Origin of the sequence: Treponema berlinense, from assembly GCF_052273165.1 — a bacterium.
GTDB classification, from domain to species: domain Bacteria; phylum Spirochaetota; class Spirochaetia; order Treponematales; family Treponemataceae; genus Treponema_D; species Treponema_D berlinense_A.
On sequence record NZ_DAVZIU010000008.1, the window covers coordinates 52,207 to 72,878 of the forward strand.

At 36.9% G+C, this 20,672-nt stretch carries 16 protein-coding genes; 15 read left to right on the forward strand and 1 reads right to left on the reverse strand.

Annotated features, from left to right (window positions below):
• Nucleotides 1-40 precede the first annotated feature (40 nt).
• The 12 genes from ACT6XC_RS04395 to ACT6XC_RS04450 all read left to right on the forward strand — a co-directional run bounded on the left by ACT6XC_RS04395 (nucleotide 41) and on the right by ACT6XC_RS04450 (nucleotide 16,217).
• Nucleotides 41-997, forward strand: coding sequence for a PhoH family protein (locus tag ACT6XC_RS04395; RefSeq protein ID WP_443740923.1), 957 nt, complete (start codon nucleotides 41-43; stop codon nucleotides 995-997).
• Nucleotides 981-2,687, forward strand: coding sequence for an HDIG domain-containing metalloprotein (locus tag ACT6XC_RS04400; RefSeq protein ID WP_443737324.1), 1,707 nt, complete (start codon nucleotides 981-983; stop codon nucleotides 2,685-2,687). The genes ACT6XC_RS04395 and ACT6XC_RS04400 overlap by 17 nt, the downstream gene beginning before the upstream one ends.
• Nucleotides 2,680-3,156 carry an rRNA maturation RNase YbeY gene (gene ybeY / locus ACT6XC_RS04405; protein WP_443737323.1) on the forward strand — a complete coding sequence of 159 codons (477 nt, stop codon included), beginning with the start codon at nucleotides 2,680-2,682 and terminating at the stop codon, nucleotides 3,154-3,156. Before ACT6XC_RS04400 ends, ybeY begins: the two co-directional genes overlap by 8 nt.
• A 56-nt stretch (nucleotides 3,157-3,212) precedes the next feature.
• Nucleotides 3,213-4,037 carry a hemolysin family protein gene (locus ACT6XC_RS04410; RefSeq protein WP_443740924.1) on the forward strand — a complete coding sequence of 275 codons (825 nt, stop codon included), beginning with the start codon at nucleotides 3,213-3,215 and terminating at the stop codon, nucleotides 4,035-4,037.
• A gap of 38 nt (nucleotides 4,038-4,075) precedes the next feature.
• Nucleotides 4,076-6,172, forward strand: a complete 2,097-nt coding sequence (locus ACT6XC_RS04415) for a tetratricopeptide repeat protein (protein WP_443740925.1) — start codon at nucleotides 4,076-4,078, stop codon at nucleotides 6,170-6,172.
• Between the two features lie 178 nt (nucleotides 6,173-6,350).
• Nucleotides 6,351-8,687, forward strand: a complete 2,337-nt coding sequence (metG, locus tag ACT6XC_RS04420; RefSeq protein ID WP_443740926.1) for a methionine--tRNA ligase — start codon at nucleotides 6,351-6,353, stop codon at nucleotides 8,685-8,687.
• Between the two features lie 102 nt (nucleotides 8,688-8,789).
• Entirely contained in the window at nucleotides 8,790-10,130 is a 1,341-nt protein-coding gene (locus ACT6XC_RS04425; protein WP_443740927.1) for an HAD hydrolase-like protein, read from the forward strand.
• Nucleotides 10,131-10,335: 205 nt separating this feature from the next.
• Nucleotides 10,336-11,415 carry a lipid II:glycine glycyltransferase FemX gene (locus tag ACT6XC_RS04430; protein WP_443740928.1) on the forward strand — a complete coding sequence of 360 codons (1,080 nt, stop codon included), beginning with the start codon at nucleotides 10,336-10,338 and terminating at the stop codon, nucleotides 11,413-11,415.
• Nucleotides 11,415-12,341: a ribonuclease Z gene (locus ACT6XC_RS04435; RefSeq protein WP_443737317.1), complete on the forward strand. Its 927-nt coding sequence runs from the start codon at nucleotides 11,415-11,417 to the stop codon at nucleotides 12,339-12,341. The genes ACT6XC_RS04430 and ACT6XC_RS04435 overlap by 1 nt, the downstream gene beginning before the upstream one ends.
• A 61-nt stretch (nucleotides 12,342-12,402) precedes the next feature.
• The gene (locus ACT6XC_RS04440; protein ID WP_443740929.1) at nucleotides 12,403-13,146 is read left to right on the forward strand and encodes an ABC transporter ATP-binding protein; all 744 of its coding nucleotides are present in this window, start codon (nucleotides 12,403-12,405) and stop codon (nucleotides 13,144-13,146) included.
• Between the two features lie 6 nt (nucleotides 13,147-13,152).
• Complete coding sequence (locus ACT6XC_RS04445) at nucleotides 13,153-15,375, forward strand: Gldg family protein (RefSeq protein ID WP_443740930.1); 2,223 nt, start codon at nucleotides 13,153-13,155, stop codon at nucleotides 15,373-15,375.
• On the forward strand, nucleotides 15,372-16,217 hold the full coding sequence (locus tag ACT6XC_RS04450; protein ID WP_443740931.1) for a hypothetical protein: 846 nt from the start codon (nucleotides 15,372-15,374) through the stop codon (nucleotides 16,215-16,217). Before ACT6XC_RS04445 ends, ACT6XC_RS04450 begins: the two co-directional genes overlap by 4 nt.
• 32 nt (nucleotides 16,218-16,249) lie before the next feature.
• Here the strand turns inward: ACT6XC_RS04450 and ACT6XC_RS04455 are convergent, their stop codons facing one another.
• Nucleotides 16,250-16,915 carry a CPBP family intramembrane glutamic endopeptidase gene (locus ACT6XC_RS04455; RefSeq protein WP_443740932.1) on the reverse strand — a complete coding sequence of 222 codons (666 nt, stop codon included), beginning with the start codon at nucleotides 16,913-16,915 and terminating at the stop codon, nucleotides 16,250-16,252.
• Nucleotides 16,916-16,945: 30 nt separating this feature from the next.
• Here ACT6XC_RS04455 and ACT6XC_RS04460 point away from each other — a divergent pair, with 30 nt between their 5' ends.
• The 3 genes from ACT6XC_RS04460 to ACT6XC_RS04470 are packed head-to-tail and all read left to right on the forward strand — an operon-like array spanning nucleotide 16,946 to nucleotide 20,655.
• Entirely contained in the window at nucleotides 16,946-18,169 is a 1,224-nt protein-coding gene (locus ACT6XC_RS04460; RefSeq protein ID WP_443740933.1) for a PilZ domain-containing protein, read from the forward strand.
• Nucleotides 18,170-18,187: 18 nt separating this feature from the next.
• A complete protein-coding gene (locus tag ACT6XC_RS04465) occupies nucleotides 18,188-19,351 on the forward strand; it encodes a hypothetical protein (RefSeq protein ID WP_443740934.1) in 1,164 nt (387 codons plus the stop codon).
• Nucleotides 19,345-20,655, forward strand: coding sequence for a ComEC/Rec2 family competence protein (locus ACT6XC_RS04470; RefSeq protein WP_443740935.1), 1,311 nt, complete (start codon nucleotides 19,345-19,347; stop codon nucleotides 20,653-20,655). The genes ACT6XC_RS04465 and ACT6XC_RS04470 overlap by 7 nt, the downstream gene beginning before the upstream one ends.
• The last annotated feature ends 17 nt before the right edge of the window (nucleotides 20,656-20,672 follow it).

The following is a 20,672-nucleotide window of genomic DNA, read 5'->3' on the forward strand; positions in this document are numbered from 1 at the left end:
TTTGATGATTTTTTTTAAGAAAGGTGATAGAATAAACAAATTGGAAAACGAATTTACTATAGTTCTTTCAGATCCAGAGATTCTTTCTCAGGTTTGTGGAACAAATGACAGCAATTTAAAGCTCATCGAACAGCATCTTGGAGTCAGCATTTTTACAAAAGGAAACGAACTTTCAATTGCTGAGGCTTCTGCCGAAATTCAGCAGAAATTCAAGTTCATAATCGACCGTCTTAGCGATGAAATTTCTGAAAATGGACTTGAAAACAGTATTTCTGGTTCCGAACTGATCGAATCTGTACTGAATACTGGAGTTGAAAATTTTGATGCCCAGAAATTTTCAATTTCAATTCCTGGAAGCACGAGAAAAATTTATCCTAAAACAAAAAATCAGGCAAAACTCATACATTCGTTCCGAAAAAATGATATGGTTTTTGCGACAGGTCCTGCAGGAAGTGGAAAAACTTTTCTTGCCGTTGCAGAAAGCCTGCGTCTTCTTTTAAGCCATAAAATAAGTTCAATTATTCTTGTGCGTCCGATTGTCGAGGCTGGAGAAAGTCTTGGTTTTTTGCCGGGCGATATGCAGGACAAAATAAATCCTTATTTAAGGCCTCTTTATGATTCTATGAGTGCCTGTATTCCTTCAGAAATGGTGAAAAAATTTCAGGAAAATGGTATAATTGAAGTTGCGCCTTTGGCTTATATGCGCGGACGTACCTTGAACAATGCGGCCGTAATTCTTGACGAAGCGCAGAATACGACGTGTGAACAGATGAAAATGTTCCTTACCCGAACCGGAGAGAATTCAAAAGTGTTTATAACGGGAGATATTACTCAAATAGATCTTCCGAAAAGAATTCCATCTGGTCTGGTTCAGGCACTTGAAATTCTAAAAAATATAGAAGAAATAAGCATGGTTGAACTTAACGGCGGAGATGTCGTTCGTTCACCGCTTGTTAAAAAAATTGTACAGGCTTATGAAAATGACAAAAGCGAATAACGGAAAAAATTCTTTTTTTTATGATTTATTTCATTCTGCACTTAACTATGTAAAGAAAAATTGGGCGATTCTGCTTGTTTTTTCAATTACATTTTTGGCTTCTGCTGTAATTGTTTATTTTGATGCAAGCACGCGGCAGACTATTGCTTCTTTTTCGATTGACGAGTATGAACCGGGAATGGTTGCGGACAAGACAATCATTGCTACAACAAATCTTGCAGCCGATGAGCAGTTTCCGATTGCGGTCGAAGAAGGCGAAAAAGTAATAAGAAAAGGTTTTCCAATTGCGGAAGAGGATTATTTAAAACTGCGAAAGATGGCGGCATCTCCGTCTTATATCGATTACAGGGTTTTTGCGGACAATATTCTGTTTCTTATGCTAGTTTCTGCAATGGCTTTTTTGCTTTTTTCTCCTGTCTGCCTTGGACGCAAAGTTGAGCTTAAAGAAATTATTCTTGGCTCTCTGCTTTTTGTAGTTGTTTTTGGCGTTGCCTGTTTTGGCGACAAGGCTCCGCTTTTTCAGGGAATTTATAATCTTCCTGTAATTATTCCTTCTGGATTGTGCGTTGCTTTGATTACGATTCTTTTTGGACAGATTTTTGGACTTTATTTTTCGATATTGATTTCTTTTGGAGTGCTCTGTGCCTGCAGTTTTGAATTGATTCCATTTTTGTATACACTTGCATCTTCTCTTACAATCGTAAAAATTCTCCGTACGATCGAAAACAGAATTGACATGATTTTTTCTTCGATTGGTGTGGCGCTTCTGAACGTAATTTATATCTGCGTATTAAAAGTTATCTTTAATGATAATTTTTCTGACTGCGTATTTCCGCTTGCAGGAGTTGCATTTAACGGTTTTATTTCTGGTATTCTTGCGCTTGGTCTTCTTACACCTCTTGAAGTTGTGATGAATACGGCTTCGGTTTTCAGGCTCATGGATTTGAGCGATCAGAATTCTCCAGTTTTGAGAAAACTTTTGCTTACAGCCAGCGGAACTTATCAGCACAGCATAATGGTAAGCCAGCTTGCGGAAAGCGCCTGCAAGGAAATCGGAGCAAATTCGCTTTTGGCGAGAGTTGCGGCCCTTTACCACGACATTGGAAAAATGGAGCATCCTGAATATTTTACGGAAAATAACATTGATTCCGAAAACAAACATACGGATTTAAACCCGTCGCTTTCGGTTTCGATTATAAAAAGCCATCTTCGCCAGAGCGTTGAAAAGGCTCATCAAATGCATCTGCCTGCCCAGATTGTAAATATTATTGCAGAACATCATGGAAATTCTGTAATTTCGTATTTTTTCAACAAAGCAAAAGAAAAGGATCCGAACGCAAACGAGGCTGATTTCCGTTATGACGGAAGACTTCCTTCTACGAAAGAAAGCGCTGTAGTCATGCTTGCCGATGTTGTTGAGGCAGCCTGCAAATCTTTGGAAAAACCAACGGCCCAGCGCCTTGAAAAATTTATTCAGCAGTTGATTGAATCAAAAATTGCTGCAAAACAGTTGGACGACTGCGCTCTTACTTATGGCGAAATGACAAAAATAAAAAATACTTTCGTTTCGATTCTTGCGGCATATTATCACGGACGCATAAAGTATCAAAATCAGGATTCAACGGATTCTTCTGCTTCCGAAAAAACTGTTTCTGAAAAAACTAATTCTGATGGGGAAAAAAATGAATAGAGTTCTTGTTTCTATGCAGGACGGACTTAGCGAGCCTGCCTGGTTTTGCAAAATTGAAGAATACGAACAGGAAGTTTTAAAAAGACTTGGTTTTGACGGTCAGGAACTTTCAATTTTGTTTTGCAACGATGAATTTATTCAAGAATTGAATAAAAATTACCGCGAAATCGATGCTCCAACCGACATTCTTTCCTTTGAAAATGGTGAAGAATACACTGACGAAGACGGAATCAAGTGGTTTAGTGCGGGCGACATTATAATTTCGCTTGATACATTGCCAAAAAATGCAGAATATTTTAAGGTTACTCAGAATGAAGAATTGAAAAGGCTTTTGATTCACGGAACCTTGCATTTAAATGGAATGGATCACGGAGACGAGCATGTAGGCGAGGGCCTTGAAATAAAAAGTCCGATGCTGAAAAAACAGGAAGAAGTTTTAAAAACTTTTTCTGATGTCGAACTTATTTAAGCGTTTACAGCGCGTCTAAAAATTTCAGGACGCACTAAAAAATAAAAAGGGATTTTATGAGTATTTTTGGTTTAGGAAAGAAAAAAGACGACGGTTTAAAATCAAGTTTTTCTGGAAAAAATGGCAATGAAGCGTCCGAAAGTCAGGATAATTTAAGTTTAATCGAAGAAAAAAAAGATATGATTAAAGGAATCGAGGATTTGTCAGAAACGTCTGTAAAGGAAGTTATGATTCCTCGGATTGATGTCGACTTTCTTTCGATTGATACTCCTCAGGAAGAACTTCTTGCAAAAATTGCGGAAAGCGGACATTCGCGTTTTCCTGTTTATTCGGAATCAATCGACAATGTGCTAGGAATTCTCTATGTAAAGGATTTGCTTGCCGTAATTTCTAAAAATCAGGAAATTGACCTTGAAAAGTTGCTTAGAAAGGCATATTTTGTTCCAGAATCAAAAAAAATCGACGGACTTTTGCGTGAGTTTAAAAGACGTCATATTCATATTGCAATTGCCGTTGACGAATACGGCGGTGTGAGTGGCGTTGTTTGCATGGAAGACATTATTGAGGAAATTGTTGGCGACATCCAGGACGAATTTGACAACGAAAGGGAAGATATTCTTGCAATCGGAAATCAAATCTGGCTTTGTGATGCAAGAGTCAATCTCGAAGATTTGAACGAAAACATAAAGTCAAACTTTCCGACGGAAGATTTTGATACTCTCGGAGGTTTTGTCCTCGATCTTTTTGGAAGAATTCCTGTTAAATACGAAAAAATTAACTGGGGTGGTTTTGAATTCATCGTTCAAGATATGGAAGGTCATCGCGTAAACCTTATTAAAGTTATAAAAAAAACAGAATCAGAAGAGCCGAAAAAAGAATAACGTCAAAAACTGTTCGATTTTGTTTTGGGTGGGAGAAAATGAAAAAAATTACTGTACTGATTTTAGTTTTTTTTATTCACTGCGCATTTTTTGTGCAGGCTGAAAATCTTTCTGCCTTAAAACATTATGAGCGCGGTCAAGAATTTGAGGCGGAAGAAAACTGGTATTCGGCCAGTGAAGAGTTTCAGCTTGCGCTTCAGGAAAACCCTTCTTTTGGAGAAGCTTGGTTTTTGCTTGCGAAGGCGACTTACGAACTTAATGATTTTGAACTTTGTCTTAATTATCTGGACAGCGCTCAAAAATTCATAAAAGACCGCACCGATGTTTTGAATTTGCGCGGAATGTGTCTTATCTCGTTGCACCGTTTGGACGAGGCGCAAAAAATTTTTAAGGAAATTTTGCATAAGTATCCGAACGATGTCGAATCACGTTTTGGACTTGCAGAAATTGAGCTTTACAACGGAAGTTTTGATTCTGCTAGAAAATTTTATCTTGATGCGCTAAAACGTCAAAAAACGAACAGAAAAGCTCTTCTTTCACTTGCGCTCCTTGCCGCGGAAACGGGAAAAGATGAACTTTCTGAAAATTACATTCAACAGGCTCTAAAAAGCCATCCTTCAGAAAGTGAAGTTTATTATTTTGCAGCGTACTTAAAGGCAAAAAAAGGCGACTTTGCTGAAGCAGAAAAAAAAGCGCGTTCTGCTCTTCAGTTAAAGACTGATTTTTACCAAGCTTATATACTTCTATCTTCGATTCTTTATGAACAAAAAAAATATGATGAAGTTATAGACATTTGCGATTATCTTATCGACAAAGACCGGAATACAATTACAGCCTGGTATTTAAAAGGACTTTCGTTTTCTCGTCAGCAAAATTTTGATTCTGCGCTTGAAATCTTGTCGACGGCACTTGCGATTGAGGCTGAAGATGAAATTCTGCGAAGTGCGCTTGAACTTCTTGTTGATAAAAATTTGCCGCTTGAAGATTCAAGGCGTTCAGTCTGGGCGCAGTTTCATATTTTAAAGGCAAGGGAATATGCAAAATTCTTCAAAGGTGAGCAGGCAAGGTACGAATATCAGCGTGCCTTAAAAATTGATCCGAACAACATAATTGCTAGAAGCGAATTTGCCGCAGAAATTTACAAACTCGGTCAAAATGAACTTTATCTGGAGCAGCTTTCATTTATAAAAAATAATGAAAAAATTGACGAAAAAACTCTTTCGGACGAAGAAAAATATACTTATACAAAAACAAATGACACAATCGAAGCTCTTTCTTCGCTTATGAAATATTCTCTGAGCGCAAAATGGAATGTTGAGCCGTTCTATCTTGATAAAACCAGATGGAATATCGGACTTTATTATACAAAACAAAATGCAGCTCTCTTGCATCCAGATTCTCAGGAAATTGCCGCTGAAATGGCAAGTGAAAGTTTTAACGGAATTGCAGTAACTTCGGTTAATGTTGAAAAAAATCCTGTTGCGAACTTTGGAGAGGCTTTTTTTAAGGCAAGAAAAAATTCTCAGGATTATTTTATTTTGATGAATTTTGAAGAAACTGAACGTGAGGTAAGTCTTGATGCTGCTGTTTACAATGGTAGAAACGGAATAAAAATAAGCGAATTTAATTTATTTAGAACAGGGAATGACAGGTTTTCGTCGATTATCCGCTCTTTTAGAAGAAATGTCTTGAATTTGCTTCCGGCGCGTGGAAAAATTCTTGCAAGAACCGGAAATGAAATTCTCATCGACATGGGAAAAAACGAAGGAATTGAGAAAGGAACTGTTTTGGACGTAGTAAAAAAAGGAAATATTCAGACCTGTGATTCAAATCCGGGAGTAAGGTTTGATGAGAAATTTGCTCTTGGGCAGATTGAAATAGAAAAAAGCGATGAAGAAATTTCTCAAGGAATTTTAACTCAAAAAAGTTTTTATGATCGGGTGAATATTGGCGATGAAGTTTTGGTAAAAAAATTCCCTGAAAAAAAAGAAAATTCCCAGTCTGTAACTTCGGATGTAAAACCTTCTGCGGATGAAAGCGGAAATCCATATTCAAGGACGGAAAAACTTAATGCGGAAGAACTTGGTCTTGTAAAAACTCCAGCTTTTTTGGATTTAATAAGAAAAATTTACTAGCAGAAAACGTGGCAAGGGGTGTAGAGGCGCTTTTTGCGTTGTCTGCTGCTGGCAGCAGACAATGGAGCGCGAAGACGCGGAACCTCGGAACACCTGGTTTTTGCTGTGCAAAAAGCCACCCGAATCTAAAAAAATTCCCATTTGTATAATCTGTAAAAATTTACTATACTTTTTATCTATGAAAAATATTAAAACAACAAAAAGACTTATCACTTCGGCTTTGCCTTATGTAAACAATATTCCTCATCTTGGAAACCTTATCCAAATGCTTTCTGCTGACGTTTTTGCGCGTTTTTGCCGTTCCCGCGGTTACGAAACGATGTATGTTTGCGGAACTGACGAATACGGAACTGCGACTGAAACAAAGGCCCTGCAGGACAAAAAAACTCCACGCGAGCTTTGCGACTATTATTACGAAATTCACAAGGATATTTACAACTGGTTCAACATTGCCTTTGACAAATTCGGCCGCACTTCTAACGAAGAGTGTACCGAAATAACCCAGTCGATTTTTAACGATTTGGACAAAAACGGATTTATAAAAGAGCATACAAGCCAGCAGCTTTTCTGTCCAAAATGCAATATGTTCCTTGCTGACCGCTATGTTGACGGAATTTGTCCAAAATGCGGTGCTGACGATGCTCGCGGAGATCAGTGCGACACTTGCGGAACTCTGCTTGATCCGACACAACTTATTGCTCCACGTTGCCACACTTGCGGTTCAACTCCAGAAGTTCGCGAAACAAAACATCTTTACATTGACCTTCCTTCGATTGCTCCAAAACTTGAAGAATGGATGAAAGAAACCAGCGAAAAGGGAAAATGGGCTGCAAATGCCATTCAGATGACAAAAGCATGGATTCGCGACGGATTGAACGAAAGGGCGATTACACGTGACTTAAAATGGGGAATTCCTGTTCCAAAGGCTGGCTATGAAAACAAGGTTTTTTATGTTTGGTTTAACGCTCCGATCGGCTATATGTCGATTACAAAACAGCTTGAGGATGAGCTGAAGTCGTCTGGAAAAAAATCTTTCGACTGGAAAAAATGGTGGCTTCCGTCAGAGGCTGAAGAAAAATTTATCGAAAATGATGCAAATATCGAACTTTTCCAGTTTATTGGAAAGGACAATATTCCGTTCCATACTGTTGTTTTCCCTTGTTCGGAGATTGGAACTGGAAAAGATTACACAAAACTTTATCACATGTCCTCAACCGAATTTTTGAATTATGAAAGCGGAAAATTCTCAAAATCTAAGGGAACTGGTGTTTTTGGATCAGATGCAAAAGAATCTGGAATTCCGAGCGACGGATGGAGATTCTATATTTACTACAACCGCCCGGAAAATCAGGATTATCAGTTTACATGGAAAGACTTTCAGGAAAAATACAACAAGGAACTGATTGGAAACCTTGGAAATCTTGTAAACAGAACGCTTTTGTTCATCAATAAAAACTATGGTGGAAAAATTCCAGAAGGAAAAAAAGACGAGGCTTTGTGGGCTCAGATTGAAGAAAAGGAAAAGAAAGCGACAGAACTCCTTGAATGGGCAGAAATAAAGGAGGCTCTCCACACGATTATGGAGATTTCTGATATTGCAAACAAGGCTTTTCAGACTGCTGAACCTTGGAAGACAATCAAGACAGACAAGGCTGTTTCGGATAACATTCTTTATAACCTTGCCTATGTTATCAAAGACCTTATGATTCTTCTTGAGCCATATCTTCCAACTTATACTCAGATTGTTGCAGGCTATCTCGGAAAGAAAATCTATTCTTCGACATTTGCAGAGCCTGGTGACGAAAGTGCATTAAAATGGAAAGATTTGGGTAAACTTGAAGGACTTGATTCAATTTCTGAAACTTCTGTTTATTTTACGCCTCTCGACAACAAGAGCGTTGATGCTTTCCGTGCAAAATTTGCAGGAAAACAGGACGAAAAATCTTCTGAAAAAAAAGAAAACAAGAAAAAGGCAAAGAAACAAGAACCTAAACCTGCTCTCTCTGCTGAAGAGCAGATTGAATTTTTCAATAAAAATATTGAGCTTCGTGTGGCAAAAATTATTGATGTAAAGCCGAATCCTGAAGGTGAAAAACTTTACATTGAAACATTGGACGACGGTAGTGGAACTCTGCGCACAATCCAGTCTGGACTTAGAATGTACCTTAAGGAAAGTGATTTGATTGGAAAAAATGTCGTAATTGCGGCAAACCTTGCTCCGAGAAAAATGCGTGGTGTTGAAAGTTATGGAATGCTTTTGGCTGGAGATTACAAGGACAAAGACGGAAAAGACTGCGTAGAAGTTCTGGACGTTTCCTGGGCAGAACCTGGAACAAAGGTCGTTCTTGAGGGTGCGGATGAAAATGCAGAAAAAAAAGCCGAAATTACAGGTGACGAGTTCTTCAGTGTTGCAATCAATGCCGTAAACGGTTTTGTAGAAATCGCTGGAAAAAAACTCCTTGCGGCTGGAAAAGAAATCAAGACCGTAAATGCTGTTAATTCAGAAATTGGCTAAAATTTAAAAATATTTAAGAGCCTGGAAAACTTAGTTGCATAAAAAATGGCAGCTTGAGGAAAGTAACGGCTCTTTATTTTTGCAAAAAATATTTGAAAGAACATGGCGATAGAATTATATATTTTTGACTGCGATGGTGTAATTATAAATTCTGCGGAAGATATTGCTTCTGCGGTGAATGTTTCGTTAAAAAAGTTCGGTTATTGGCAGATTCCTCTTTATAAGGTTGTTGAATTTGTTGGCGACGGAACTGAAAAACTTTTGCTTCGGGCACTTGATTTTTCGACAAAAGGAAAATTCAACGCGGAGTCTGCCTATGGAAAAGAAAGTTTTTCAAAAATTCTTGCTTTTTATCTTGAATATTATTACAGCCATGCGGTTGAAAAAACAGGTCTTTATGCTGGAATAAAAGAACTTCTTAAAATTCTAAAGGAAAAGGGCAAGAAAGTCTGTTTGCTTACAAATAAGCCTGAAAAAATCGCAGAAGTTATCTTAAAAAAACTTGAAGTTTTTGAATACTTTGACCTTATAACAGGACCGGATACTCTAGACGAAAACGGAATGAAAATTCCTAAAAAGCCAGAGCCTGACGGACTTTTGTATACTTTGCGCAAAATCAATTCGAGGTTTGGAACTTGCTTTACAGAAAAAAATGCGGTCATGTTCGGCGATAGTGCGCAGGATATTTTAGCTGGAAAGGCTTTTGGCTGTAAAACTATTGCCTGCCGTGGCGGACTTGGAAATAAAGAACTTTTGCTTGCAGAAAATCCAGACTTTTGTTTTTCGGTTGCAAGCGAAGTTGAAAAATTTATTGATGTGCTGTCAAAAGATGACGGAGTTTCCGAAATGGAAAAATATGCAATGAAAAATGAGGTGCCAGTTCTTCAGGATGCTGGAAGCGATTTTATTGCGGAATACATCAAAAATCATGAAATAAAAAATATTCTCGAAATTGGAACGGCAATCGGAACTTCTTCAATTCGTTTTGCAAAAATTCGGGATGATATTCACGTTACGACGATAGAGATCGACGAAAAAAGATACGCTCAGGCCGTAAAAAATGTCGAGGCCGAAGGCTTAAAAGAAAGAATCACTTTGATTTTTGGAGATGCTCTTACTGCCCGAATTCAGGAAAAATTCGACTTGATTTTTATTGATGCTGCAAAAGCTCAATACATAAATTTTTTTACCAGATATTCACCACTTTTGTCAGAAAATGGCGTAATTATAAGCGACAATCTTTCTTTTCACGGAATGGTTGAAGACTTGAGTCTGACACATAACTACAGTACGATAAAACTCGTAAAAAAAATCCGGAAATACATTGACTTTCTAAAAAATAACGAAGAATTTGAAACAGAATTTTTTAAACTTGGTGATGGAATCGGAGTAAGCAGAAGAAAAAAATGCACTAATTCAGAGATTTCTGTTTGTTTTTGTTAAATGGCGGAAAAATATAAAACACTTTTTACTATTTACTTATCTTTATTTTTTTTGTAAACCGCCTGCAAAATTCAATTAAGATCTTCTTTTATCCGCTTGTTTTTTTGTTACTAATAGCTGGATTTTTTACGCGTTCATTTTGCTTACACTTTTTCTGCTTCCTATTTCCAAATTTTCATTTTTTTGCTAAAATAAATGCGTTATTATGTCTATTCGTTTTCAACAGTCCGATTTCTGGTGCGATTTTAAAAGTGCGCATGGCTGGAAATTTGTAAAAATTGATAAAATCAACGTTCTTTTTAGAATTTTTAAAAAAGGTCCGCTTAAATTTTCTATATGCTATGTTCCGATGGCTCCTGAATTTAAGATGGAAAACTGTGTTCCGGGATTTGAAGTTCAGGCAGAAAGTGAAGTTAACTATGTAAAGTCGCTTGGGGTTCTTTCTGAAAAAATAAGAGATAATCTTTCCGAAAAACCTCTTTTTATAAGGTTTGATGTTCCTCTTGACATGCCTTCGGTTGAAATTAGGGATGAGTATCTTTTAAGGCTTGATGAACTTTCAAAAATTGCTGGCGTAAACTTAAAAAAAAGCAAGACTGATATTCAGCCTCCTGACAGCACTTTTTTGGAATTGTCTCTTTCTGAAGATGAACTTTTAAAAAATATGAAAAGCAAATGGCGTTACAACATACGCTACGCCTCAAAGCACGGAGTTGAAGTTCGCGCGGTTTCTGCTGATTCTGCGGATTTTGAGAAGGAGTTAAATTCATTCTATTCGCTTTACAAAGAGACTGCTTCTCGTGACGGAATTGGACTTCATCCTATTTCTTACTATCGGGATTTGCTTGAACGTGGTGCAAAATCTTCAAAATCCGGCTCAGAAAATAGAACGAAAATCACCCTTTATATAGCAAGCCATGAAGGTGAAGATTTGGCCGCAATAATAACTCTTTTTCAAGATTACGAGGCGGTTTATCTTTATGGATGCTCGTCGAACAATAAACGCAATTTAATGCCGAATTACCTTGTACAGTGGACTGCAATTTGTGATGCAAAAAATTACGGCTCAAAAATATATGATTTTTACGGAATTCCTCCGACGGGAAGTGAAAATCATCCTATGCACGGACTTTATCTTTTTAAGACGGGGTTTGGCGGGCGAGAAGTCCACAGACCTGGAAGCGTAGACATTCCGCTGTCAAAAATTTATGGACTTTACTGTCTGGCAGAAAATTTGCGTGCATTTTATCACAAAAAAATTATGAAAAAAATCAGGGGAAGATAATGAATCTTGAAGCTTTTGTCTTAGGTTGTGGCGGAATGATGCCTCTTCCTTACCGCCATTTAACTTCTGTTCTTTTGCGTCGCGACGGTGATTTATTTTTGTTTGACTGTGGAGAAGGAACTCAAGTTTCTTTAAAAAGACTGAACTTAAAATGGAAAAAAATCGATGCGATTTTTATTTCGCACACCCATGCCGATCACGTTACTGGTCTTCCAGGAATTCTAATGTTGAATTCTCAGGTTGACAGGACAGAACCTCTTTATATTTATGGACCGCCTAAAATTGCAGAATATGTCGAAACAAGTCGTAAAGTTTTGGATATGTACATAAATTATCCGATTATCGTAAAAGAAATTACAGCTCCATGTGTTGTGCATAACGGAAAAGATTTTTATATCCGTTGTTTTCCTTTGCAGCACACAAAAACCTGCGTGGGCTATACTCTAGAAGAACTTGACCGTCCAGGCGAATTTAATGTTGAAAAAGCCTGTGAACTCGGAGTTCCTGTAGGTCCTCTTTTTGGACGTTTGCAGCACGGAGAAGAAATTACGCTTTCTGACGGAAAAATTGTAAAGCCAGAAGATGTGATGGGAAGTAAACGTCACGGAAGAAAATTCAGTTTTGTGACAGATACGCTTTATCTTCCGTCGATTGCAAAAGAAGTTCAGGGAAGCGACCTTTTAATCTGTGAGGGAATGTTTGCCGATGATTGTGCCGACCAGGCAAAAGAAAAAAAACATATGACCTCACGGCAGGCCGCAACTATTGCACGCGATTCTTTGTCAAAGAGAATGGCAATGATTCATTACAGTCCGCGTTACAGCGACAAGGAACTGCCAGTTTTGCTTGAACAGGCGCAGGAAGTCTATCCGAACGCAGAACTTACTCGCGACAGAATGCATTTTGATCTTCCTTATGAAGAATAAAATTTTGTAAAAAAAGTGTAACTGACTGTAAATTTTTTTTGTTTATTTTTTGAGTGATATTATGGTTGAATTAAAAAATTTTACAAAAAAATATAATGGTTTTCTTGCCGCGGATAATATTTCGTGCAGTTTTGAAAAAAATCTTATTACAGGAATTTTAGGTCCGAACGGCGCTGGAAAAACAACGATTTTAAAGGCAATTTCTGGAAGGCATTTTCCGACAGATGGACATATTTTTATAGATTCGCAAAAATATGGAAAAATTGAATCCTGTGAGGAGCCTGCAATGGTCAGAAATATTACAGGTTTTGTAGAAGAACTTCCTCAGTTGCCTGAAGATTACACTGTAAAGGAATATCTTTGTGAAGTCTGCGACCTTCATTCAGCCGATAAAAAAAATGTTTTAAAAGCCGAAAAACTTTTTTCTCTTGAAGAGGTTTTTCTAAAAAAAATAAAGGAACTTTCAAAAGGTTTTCGCGAAAGGGTGAACTTTGCGCAGGCCTTTGTCTATAATCCTGAGATTTTGATTTTGGATGAGCCTGCTTCTGGTTTGGATCCCGCCCAAATAGTGAATATGCGAAAGACCGTAAAAAAATTGGCGGAAAATCATACTATAATTCTTTCGACGCATCTTATGCAGGAAGCAGAAAGCCTTTGCGACAAAATTATAATCCTAAACCACGGAAAAGTTTTGATTGCCGGAACGATTGATTTTATTACGGGCGAAACAAAAACAAAAAATCTCGAGGAAGCTTTTTTCTATCTTGTAAAAAAATCTGACGGAGAAGAAAATTATTCTTTTTAAATAAAAATGATAAATAAATCACTTTACAAACATTCATTGTATTCTTTTTTTATAAATCCGCTTTTTTATGTAAGTTCTGTTTTGACGGTTTTGTACACGTCTTTTATGTTTTATTTTGTAAACCGTTTTTTTTTGGTCTCGAATTCAAATATTTCGATTTCCGCGTTTTTTAATTCAATTTCATCTGTCTTTATTTTAATTATTCCGCTTTTGTGCTTTAGAATTAAAAGATTTATCGAGGATGATTCGGTTCCTGTCAGCGGTTTTTGCCGTTTTTTTACGCTTGCGGTTTCCGTTTTTTCTGTTTGCCTGATTCCTCTTTTGCTTTTGGTTTTTATTCCTGTAAGCGTTAATTTTTTTGGACGAATTGATGCTGGCCAGATTTTTACTGGTTACCTTGCGCTTGTGTTTTACACTTTTATGGCAATTTGTTTTGTCCTTTTTTTGTTTTCTTCAATAAAAGTTTCACAGAATATTTTAAGCCTTTTATTGAGCATAACAGTTCTGTTTAGTTTTAATTTTGTACATTTGATTCCTTTATACTTGAAGACTGGCGACGGACTTTCTGTTTTTTTGCAGAAAATGAGTTTTGCCTGGCATTTTGATGCGGCTTCAAAAGGAATTTTAGATTCGCGTGACCTTGCATTTTACTTTTTTGCTTCAGTCTTGTTTTTGTTTCTTGCGATTTTTTGCGAGAATAAACGCACCGAAAGAAAAATTAGCCGGGTTACGGCAAGCCTGTTTTTTTGTTCTTTGATTTTTTTTGGAATTTCATTTGAAAGAATATATTTCCGCCTTGATTTTACAAAAAGCAGGCAGTTTTCAGTTTCGCAGACAAGCAGAAAGCTTTGCAGCCAATTGCAAAATCCTTTGAGAATTACATATTATCAGTCGAAAGAATTAAAAAATTTTTATCCTCAATCGCAGGAAGTGGCCGAATACTTGAACGCTTTTGCTTCGTCTTCAAAAAATGTATTTTTTTCAATAAAAAAGGCGGAACCTGAAAAGCTTGAGAGGCTTGGAATTCAGGGACGGCAGATGAAAAGCGAAAATTCTACAAAAGTTGAATACACGACTGTTTATTCGGCGATAGTTTTGCAGTATCTGGACAGTTCTTCTATAATTCCTTTTTCAATTTCTACTAAAACCCTTGAATACGATTTGGCTCAAAGAGTTCAGTTGCTCGTAAGTGGAAAAGAGCGCAGGGTTTTTATTATTACTGGAAACGGCTTCTCCGAAGAAGATTATTCTTATGTTCAGCCTTGGTTGAATGCAAGGGGATTTTTGGCGCAGACTGTAAAAACAGACGAAATTTCAGAAACCCTTCAAAAAATTCAGGTTCAAGACATTAAAAATACTCAAATTCTTGTTTTGGGTTCGGATAAATTGAATGAGGAACAGTCGCAGTCCATAAAAACCGCTGTGGAAAACGGAGTTCCTGCTTTGATAATGACTTCGCCTTACAGCGTGGATATAAAAGATGAATGGAAGGTTTCTAAAAATCAAAATCCTCTCTTAAAAGTTTTGAACGGCTGGGGATTTGCTTTTGATTTTTCTTTGGCAGAGGATATTTCAAATTTTCCTCTTACAATGACTTCTACAGAAGGTTCCGACACTGTTTACAAGACTATGAATTATCCTCTGTGGATAAGTGTCTTGCCGCAAAAAGAAGCTTTTGAGGGCGCGACAATAACCTGGGCAAGTCCAATCATCTGTTATGGAAAAACTGAGCCTCTTCTTGTTTCAAGCCCGCTTGCCTGGAGGCAAAAACCGTCAGAAAATTCATCTTCTCTTTTTATTTTGGATCCTTTTGTCGTTCCAAAGTCCGCGGCGGCTCAAGGCGAAAAATGCGAAAGTTTGACTCTTGCGGCAATTTTGCAGGATAAGGAGAAAAATCTTAACGTTGCCCTGATTTCTGACCAGTTCTTTTTAAATTCTTTAATGACCGGTTTTATAAGCAATTCTGAGCAGGGAGATTTTAGAAATTACGATTACGCTGCAAGTATTCTGTTAAAACTCCGTGGAGAAGAGAAACTTGGACTTTTGATACAAAAAAACGTTTCAAATAATTCTCTTTATAAAATTTCTGACGAAAATGTTTTTATAAAAAGGCAAAATCTTGTCCTTATTGTTTGTTTTGCTGTCCTTCCGTCAGCAATCCTCATTTTTGCCATTTGCTTTTTAATTTTCCGCAAAAAAATAAATTCCATCTATGGAGAAAAAAAATGAAAAATAGAAAAATAAATCTTTTTTTAAGTTTTACGACCGTTTTTTCGTTTTTGCTTTTTTGCTTTTCATTTTCTGCCGGAAAAAAGAATTCAGTAAATTCAATAAAATCCGCTCTTGTAAATCCATCTTACAGCGAAAATATAGAAAAAATCATAATTCAATCGCCTCAGGAAATTCTTGTTTTAAAAAGTGAAGGAAAGTGGTGGAGCTGCGAAAACAGAGGAATAAAAACTTTTGCCGATAAAAAAACTGTTTCAAATTTTATAAAAAATCTTTCAAAAATTCGTAATATGTATAAAATTTCAGACAGTTTAGATGGAAAAATAGGGCTCGGTTTAACCGAAGGTAGTGCACAAATTGTTACGGTTGTCGGCTCGAATGGGAAAATTCTTTCAAAACTGTACTTTGGAGCTTCGGATTCGCTTTCGTCGAGAATAACAGTTGCGGCAGAAAAAGGGAAAATTTGCTACGAAACGGAAGATGATTTTTCAGTCTACTTAAAAACCGATGTAAATTTTTGGTCGATTCCAGAAATCTTTTTTGCAATAAAAAATCCGTCAAACCTGAAACTTTCTTCAGCGGATTTGCATACACTTTTAAGCCTGCGCCATGGAAAAATTTACGGAGCGAATGCTTTTCCGGAAAATGCGGTTTTTGAAAAATCTATAACCTTGTTTGGACAGTATGATTCTTTGCAGAGGGTTGATTTTTACAAGCGCAAAACTCAGGAAGGTTTTGAATATTTTTACAGCCAGACAGTTGAGCCGCAGGTTGTAAACGACAATGCTGTTTTTGAAGTCAGCAGCTGGACTTACGAGCGCCTGCAAAAAATATTAAAATAATTCAATTTTGCTCAAAAATAGCACGTTTTTTTCTATTTTTGAATTAAAAATTCTACAAAAATCACCAAAAAATTGTAAAAAACGTGAACGCCGAACGGGCACCAGAGGCTTTTTGTTTTTAGAAAGATGAGTCTTAAGATTGTGCCGCAAAAAAATGCATTGAAAATTCCGACCGCGCCCTGATAAAAATGCGAAAAAGCAAAAATTAAAACTGCAAAAATTTCCCATAAAAGCGGAAATTTTCCGTCTGAAAGTTCAGTTCCGACGTCTGGAATATAAAATCTGTATAAAAACTCTTCACAAAAAGCGGCAAAAACTGTTGCGAAAAACAAACTTAGCCATAAAAAAAATGAATTCGGCACAGCAAGGCTTTTTTGAATCGAAAGTCCCTTGTTTATAAAAAATGAAATTGCCTGAAAAATGCCGGAACTTAGAACTAATGTTCCAAATCCGATTAAAATTACGGAATGTTTTACGAAAATGTTTATTTTTGAACTCTGAATGTATTTTTTTTTGTAAATGTCGCGATGAAAGAAAAAAAGCATGGCGCAGGTAAAAGTCATTGTCAAAGAAAAAAGAGTCAGTTTTATTTCTTGCATGGAAATTTCGGCTTGAGGCTGAGGCCTGGCTTTTAATGGCGGAAGAAGAAAAATCAAAAAAACAAAGATAAATTCTATGGCGAAAAGCATTTTTTTCATTTAAAATAGATTATAATCGAAAAAGAGAGTGTGAAAGAAGTGGTTTTTACATCAATTATTACAGTAATTTTGATTCTTGTTTTTTGCAGGCTTTTGGTTGTTTTTTCGGACAAAATAAAATTTTTTACAACTGGAAACGACTGTGGTTTTAAATTTGCAGAATGTATTGTTCTTTGGAAGCTTGCAAAGATGACCGGCCTTGAAGAACCGGCAGCTCTTTTTGTTTCTGTTCCGACTTTAAACCGCGCGATAAGTTCTCTTTTGACAGAAGCCAGGCGAAAAGGATACGAAAATTCTCCAAAAATTCAAAATCTTCTTACAAAACTTTACAAATTCCGTACAAAAATCAACATTGACCACGAAAATAAATGCGGACTTGAATCTACAAAATATCTTGATAAAGGCCAGCGTCTGAGGGTTGTTTTTCCAGGACATAAGGGTGTTTTTTCGTCAGAAATTTTAAATAACAGTCACGAAATAATCGTAAAGCTTCCTGTTCAGAATGGGATTGCCACGGTTTTTAGCGAAGAATGGATAAATCACGAAATAAGCGTTTATCTTTGGCGGAAAGGCGATGCTTCCTACGTTTTTGACACAAAAGTTGTGAATGCTGGAGTTTTTAACGGTCAGACAGCTCTTTTTCTTTCCCAGACAAACGAACTTTTGCGCGCCCAGAAAAGAAGGTCGGTTCGCTGCGAATGTAACCTTAATGCTTCAATGTATTTTATAAAGCAGCCTGTTGCGGATTTTAATCTTGTCGAAACTGAACCTGGTTACAGGGTTGTGCTTGAAGATATTTCTGAAGACGGAGCTATGATCCGTGTCGGTGGAAAAGGAATTGCAAATGCGCAGATTAAGCTACAGTTTATGATAAATGACGTTTTAATCTTGATGTACGGAATTGTTCGTGCGGTCGAATATAACAGCGAAATAAATCAGTCAAGGCTGCATTTTGAATGTATTCATCTTGATACAGGAATGAGGAATGCGGTTTTGAGTTTCGTTTACAATGTTTTGCCACAGGACAAAAAAGATATTTTCGATGCTCTTTCAGCAACCGAAGATGAGCAGTCAAAGGATAAGAGCCTTTCAGACGAAAGTGAACAGAAAGTTGCGGAACTTGAACCTGTTGAAAGTGAAACTAAATCTGAAACTGAAAACGAAACAGAAGATTCTGAATCTCAGATTTCAGACATTCGTTTTGATAAAAGTATGGAAAGTTTAGACAAACTTGCAGAAATTGATGTAAACTAAGCTTAGGAAGAATTTAAAATGAAAAAATCAATATTCATATTAGCTTTGGCATTTATTTTTAATCTTTACGCGGAAACTTCCGATTTTGAAAAAAGTTTTATTAAGGGAAATATTCAGGATAAGACCCGGGCAGTAAAAGAAGCCTCTGATGAAGAGGGCGACAGGCTTGCAAAAAAAGGAATTGATTTTATTCTCGAAAACAAAGAAATTGCAAGGTCAGACAGGGATTTTAGCGCGCTTGCCGTAGCGTCGCTTTTTAAGCTGCCAAAAGATGAAAAAATTCTCGGAAAAAATTTCCCGTCGGCTACAGAGAATTTAATACAGCTTTTTGAGGTTTTTGAAGATGAAACTGTAAGAATTGCGGTTCTTGATAAATTTGAGAACGTTTCAAATTCAAAATCGTTTTTTAAGGTTCAAAATCTGATGAACGGCTATTTAAAAGAACTTGATTCAAATTCTCAAAATTCTGCCGTAACAAAAAAAGTCATTGAACTGGTCGGAAAAACAGGAAATGAAGAGTCTTTTTTAATCGTCTACAGGCTTTGGAAAGAAAAAAAATATCCGGAATTTTCGCCTGAAATTCAAGATTCGCTTTTGAGACTCTCGTACGCAAATATAACTGAATCAATAAAATTGATTTCTTCTAGCAGCATTGAAGAAATTGGAGAATTTTTTGGTTTAATCAATAATTCTTCGGAAATTCCATTAAATTTTAAGGCGGAAATTGCTGAAAATGCACTTTTAGCGACAATTCATTATATGGAAGATAAGTCGGAAAAAACTGCGGCTACTGCCGGACTTCAGCTGAAGCTTTTAAAGGCGATTTCTGACGCTAACTGGACTCGTGGAGCCGGACTTTCGGTTCGTTTTTTTGCCATTGCAAAAGATGAATATAAAAACTCCTGCCTGAACGATGAACAGTTTATTCAGGTTATCGAATGTATTGCAAAGCTGTCTTCGCCAGACGCGGCTCAGACAATTTCGGCTTATCTTGCAGAAATAAATTCTGAAACTGAAAAAAATAATTTTTCTGCCCAAAATGTTGTTTTGGCCGTAATCAATTCTTTAGGAGCGCTCGGAGATAAGACTGCTTTTGACAATCTTCTCTATGTAACCTATTTGAATTATCCGGAAGATGTAAAAACAGCAGCCAGAAACTCTCTGGCAAAACTTAAGTGGTAAAAAACGAAAAAATTCTAAAGTCCCTTTTGTATTTTTTTCTTGCCAATCCTGTTTTTTTGGCGGCTCTTGTTTGTGCGTTTTTGTTTTATTTTGATATTGTTTCGATAAAAGACAGGGAATGTTTTAACTGCCTTTTTCCTTCGGAAAAAATTGTCCTGCTAAAAGGCAGCCTTGCGTCAAGCCCTGTAAAATCATCTTCTGAAAAAAAATACTATGCCGCGGATTTTAAAGTTTCGGAGGCTGTTTTAGATAATTCTTCCAAGACAGCTTGTTCTGGAACCGTAAAAATTCTAATTCCTTCGGAACTTGTTGAAAAGTATTATCCTGGTAAAATCTATACTTCATTTAATGTCTCAAAAAACGAAAAAAAATATCCGCTTTTATTTGAGACAGGAAACAATTTTCTCTTAAATGTAGATTTTGCTGAAGGAAATTTTTCATTTTTTGTTGTTAAATCGGCGGTTTCTTTTGGATTTTCGCAGTCTTTTTCCGGTTTTCTTCAAAAAATACGGAGTTTGTGCAGGTTGCAGTTCAAACGGCTTATGTACGGCTGGAACGAAGCTGGAGGCCTTTTGCTTGCTCTTTTGTCTGGTTCGAGGGAGTATACCGAAAGTTTGACAGGCGAGGCTTTTAAGAATGCTGGACTTTCGCATATTCTTGCGCTTTCTGGCATGCATTTGAATCTTTTCGGGGGAATCGCGTTCTTTTTTGGAAAACGGCTTACAAAACGCAGCACGGCGGATTTTTTTCAACTTGCGGCCATTATATTTTTTGTCTGGTTTGCAGGACTTTCGCCGTCGCTTTTTCGGGCAATGCTCAGTTCCTTGATTGTTTTTTTTAATTCTGCGCTTAGAATGCGCCGTTTTAAGGGAATTACGGTGCTTTCTGCAAGCTTTTTGCTGCAGCTTATGATTTTTCCCGTCCATTTAAAATCACCGGCCTTTATGCTGTCTTATGGCGCTCTGGCAGGAATTATGAGCATAGGGCAGGTTATAAAATTTTTTATGGGAAAGCGTTTTTTTCCAAAACTTGCTTCAGCTTTGAGCGAAAGCGCAGGCGCTCAGATTTTTACCGCTCCTGTAACTCTCAGCCTTTTTGGAAAAATCATGCCGGTTGGAATAATTTCTTCTGTGATTGTAAGTCCTTTCGTAATAATTTTTTTGTATGCAGGACTTTTTGGAACTCTGCTAAGCCTTACAATCCCTTTTCTAGGTGGCGGTTTTAGTGTTATTATGAACGTGATTTATTTAATCTTAAAAAAATTGGTCTTGTTTTTTGCAAAAGCTCCAATAATCACAATTTAACATAACTGCGGAGAAAA

Bases quoted from the DNA above. Each gene is read 5' to 3' on its own strand.
- ACT6XC_RS04465 (WP_443740934.1), top strand. From the start codon at position 18,188: ATGAAAAAATCAATATTCATATTAGCTTTGGCATTTATTTTTAATCTT.
- ACT6XC_RS04430 (WP_443740928.1), top strand. From the start codon at position 10,336: ATGTCTATTCGTTTTCAACAGTCCGATTTCTGGTGCGATTTTAAAAGT.
- ACT6XC_RS04455 (WP_443740932.1), bottom strand. From the start codon at position 16,915: ATGAAAAAAATGCTTTTCGCCATAGAATTTATCTTTGTTTTTTTGATT.
- ACT6XC_RS04415 (WP_443740925.1), top strand. From the start codon at position 4,076: ATGAAAAAAATTACTGTACTGATTTTAGTTTTTTTTATTCACTGCGCA.
- ACT6XC_RS04450 (WP_443740931.1), top strand. From the start codon at position 15,372: ATGAAAAATAGAAAAATAAATCTTTTTTTAAGTTTTACGACCGTTTTT.
- ACT6XC_RS04400 (WP_443737324.1), top strand. From the start codon at position 981: ATGACAAAAGCGAATAACGGAAAAAATTCTTTTTTTTATGATTTATTT.
- ACT6XC_RS04445 (WP_443740930.1), top strand. From the start codon at position 13,153: ATGATAAATAAATCACTTTACAAACATTCATTGTATTCTTTTTTTATA.
- metG (WP_443740926.1), top strand. From the start codon at position 6,351: ATGAAAAATATTAAAACAACAAAAAGACTTATCACTTCGGCTTTGCCT.
- ACT6XC_RS04425 (WP_443740927.1), top strand. From the start codon at position 8,790: ATGGCGATAGAATTATATATTTTTGACTGCGATGGTGTAATTATAAAT.
- ACT6XC_RS04410 (WP_443740924.1), top strand. From the start codon at position 3,213: ATGAGTATTTTTGGTTTAGGAAAGAAAAAAGACGACGGTTTAAAATCA.
- ACT6XC_RS04435 (WP_443737317.1), top strand. From the start codon at position 11,415: ATGAATCTTGAAGCTTTTGTCTTAGGTTGTGGCGGAATGATGCCTCTT.
- ACT6XC_RS04440 (WP_443740929.1), top strand. From the start codon at position 12,403: ATGGTTGAATTAAAAAATTTTACAAAAAAATATAATGGTTTTCTTGCC.
- ybeY (WP_443737323.1), top strand. From the start codon at position 2,680: ATGAATAGAGTTCTTGTTTCTATGCAGGACGGACTTAGCGAGCCTGCC.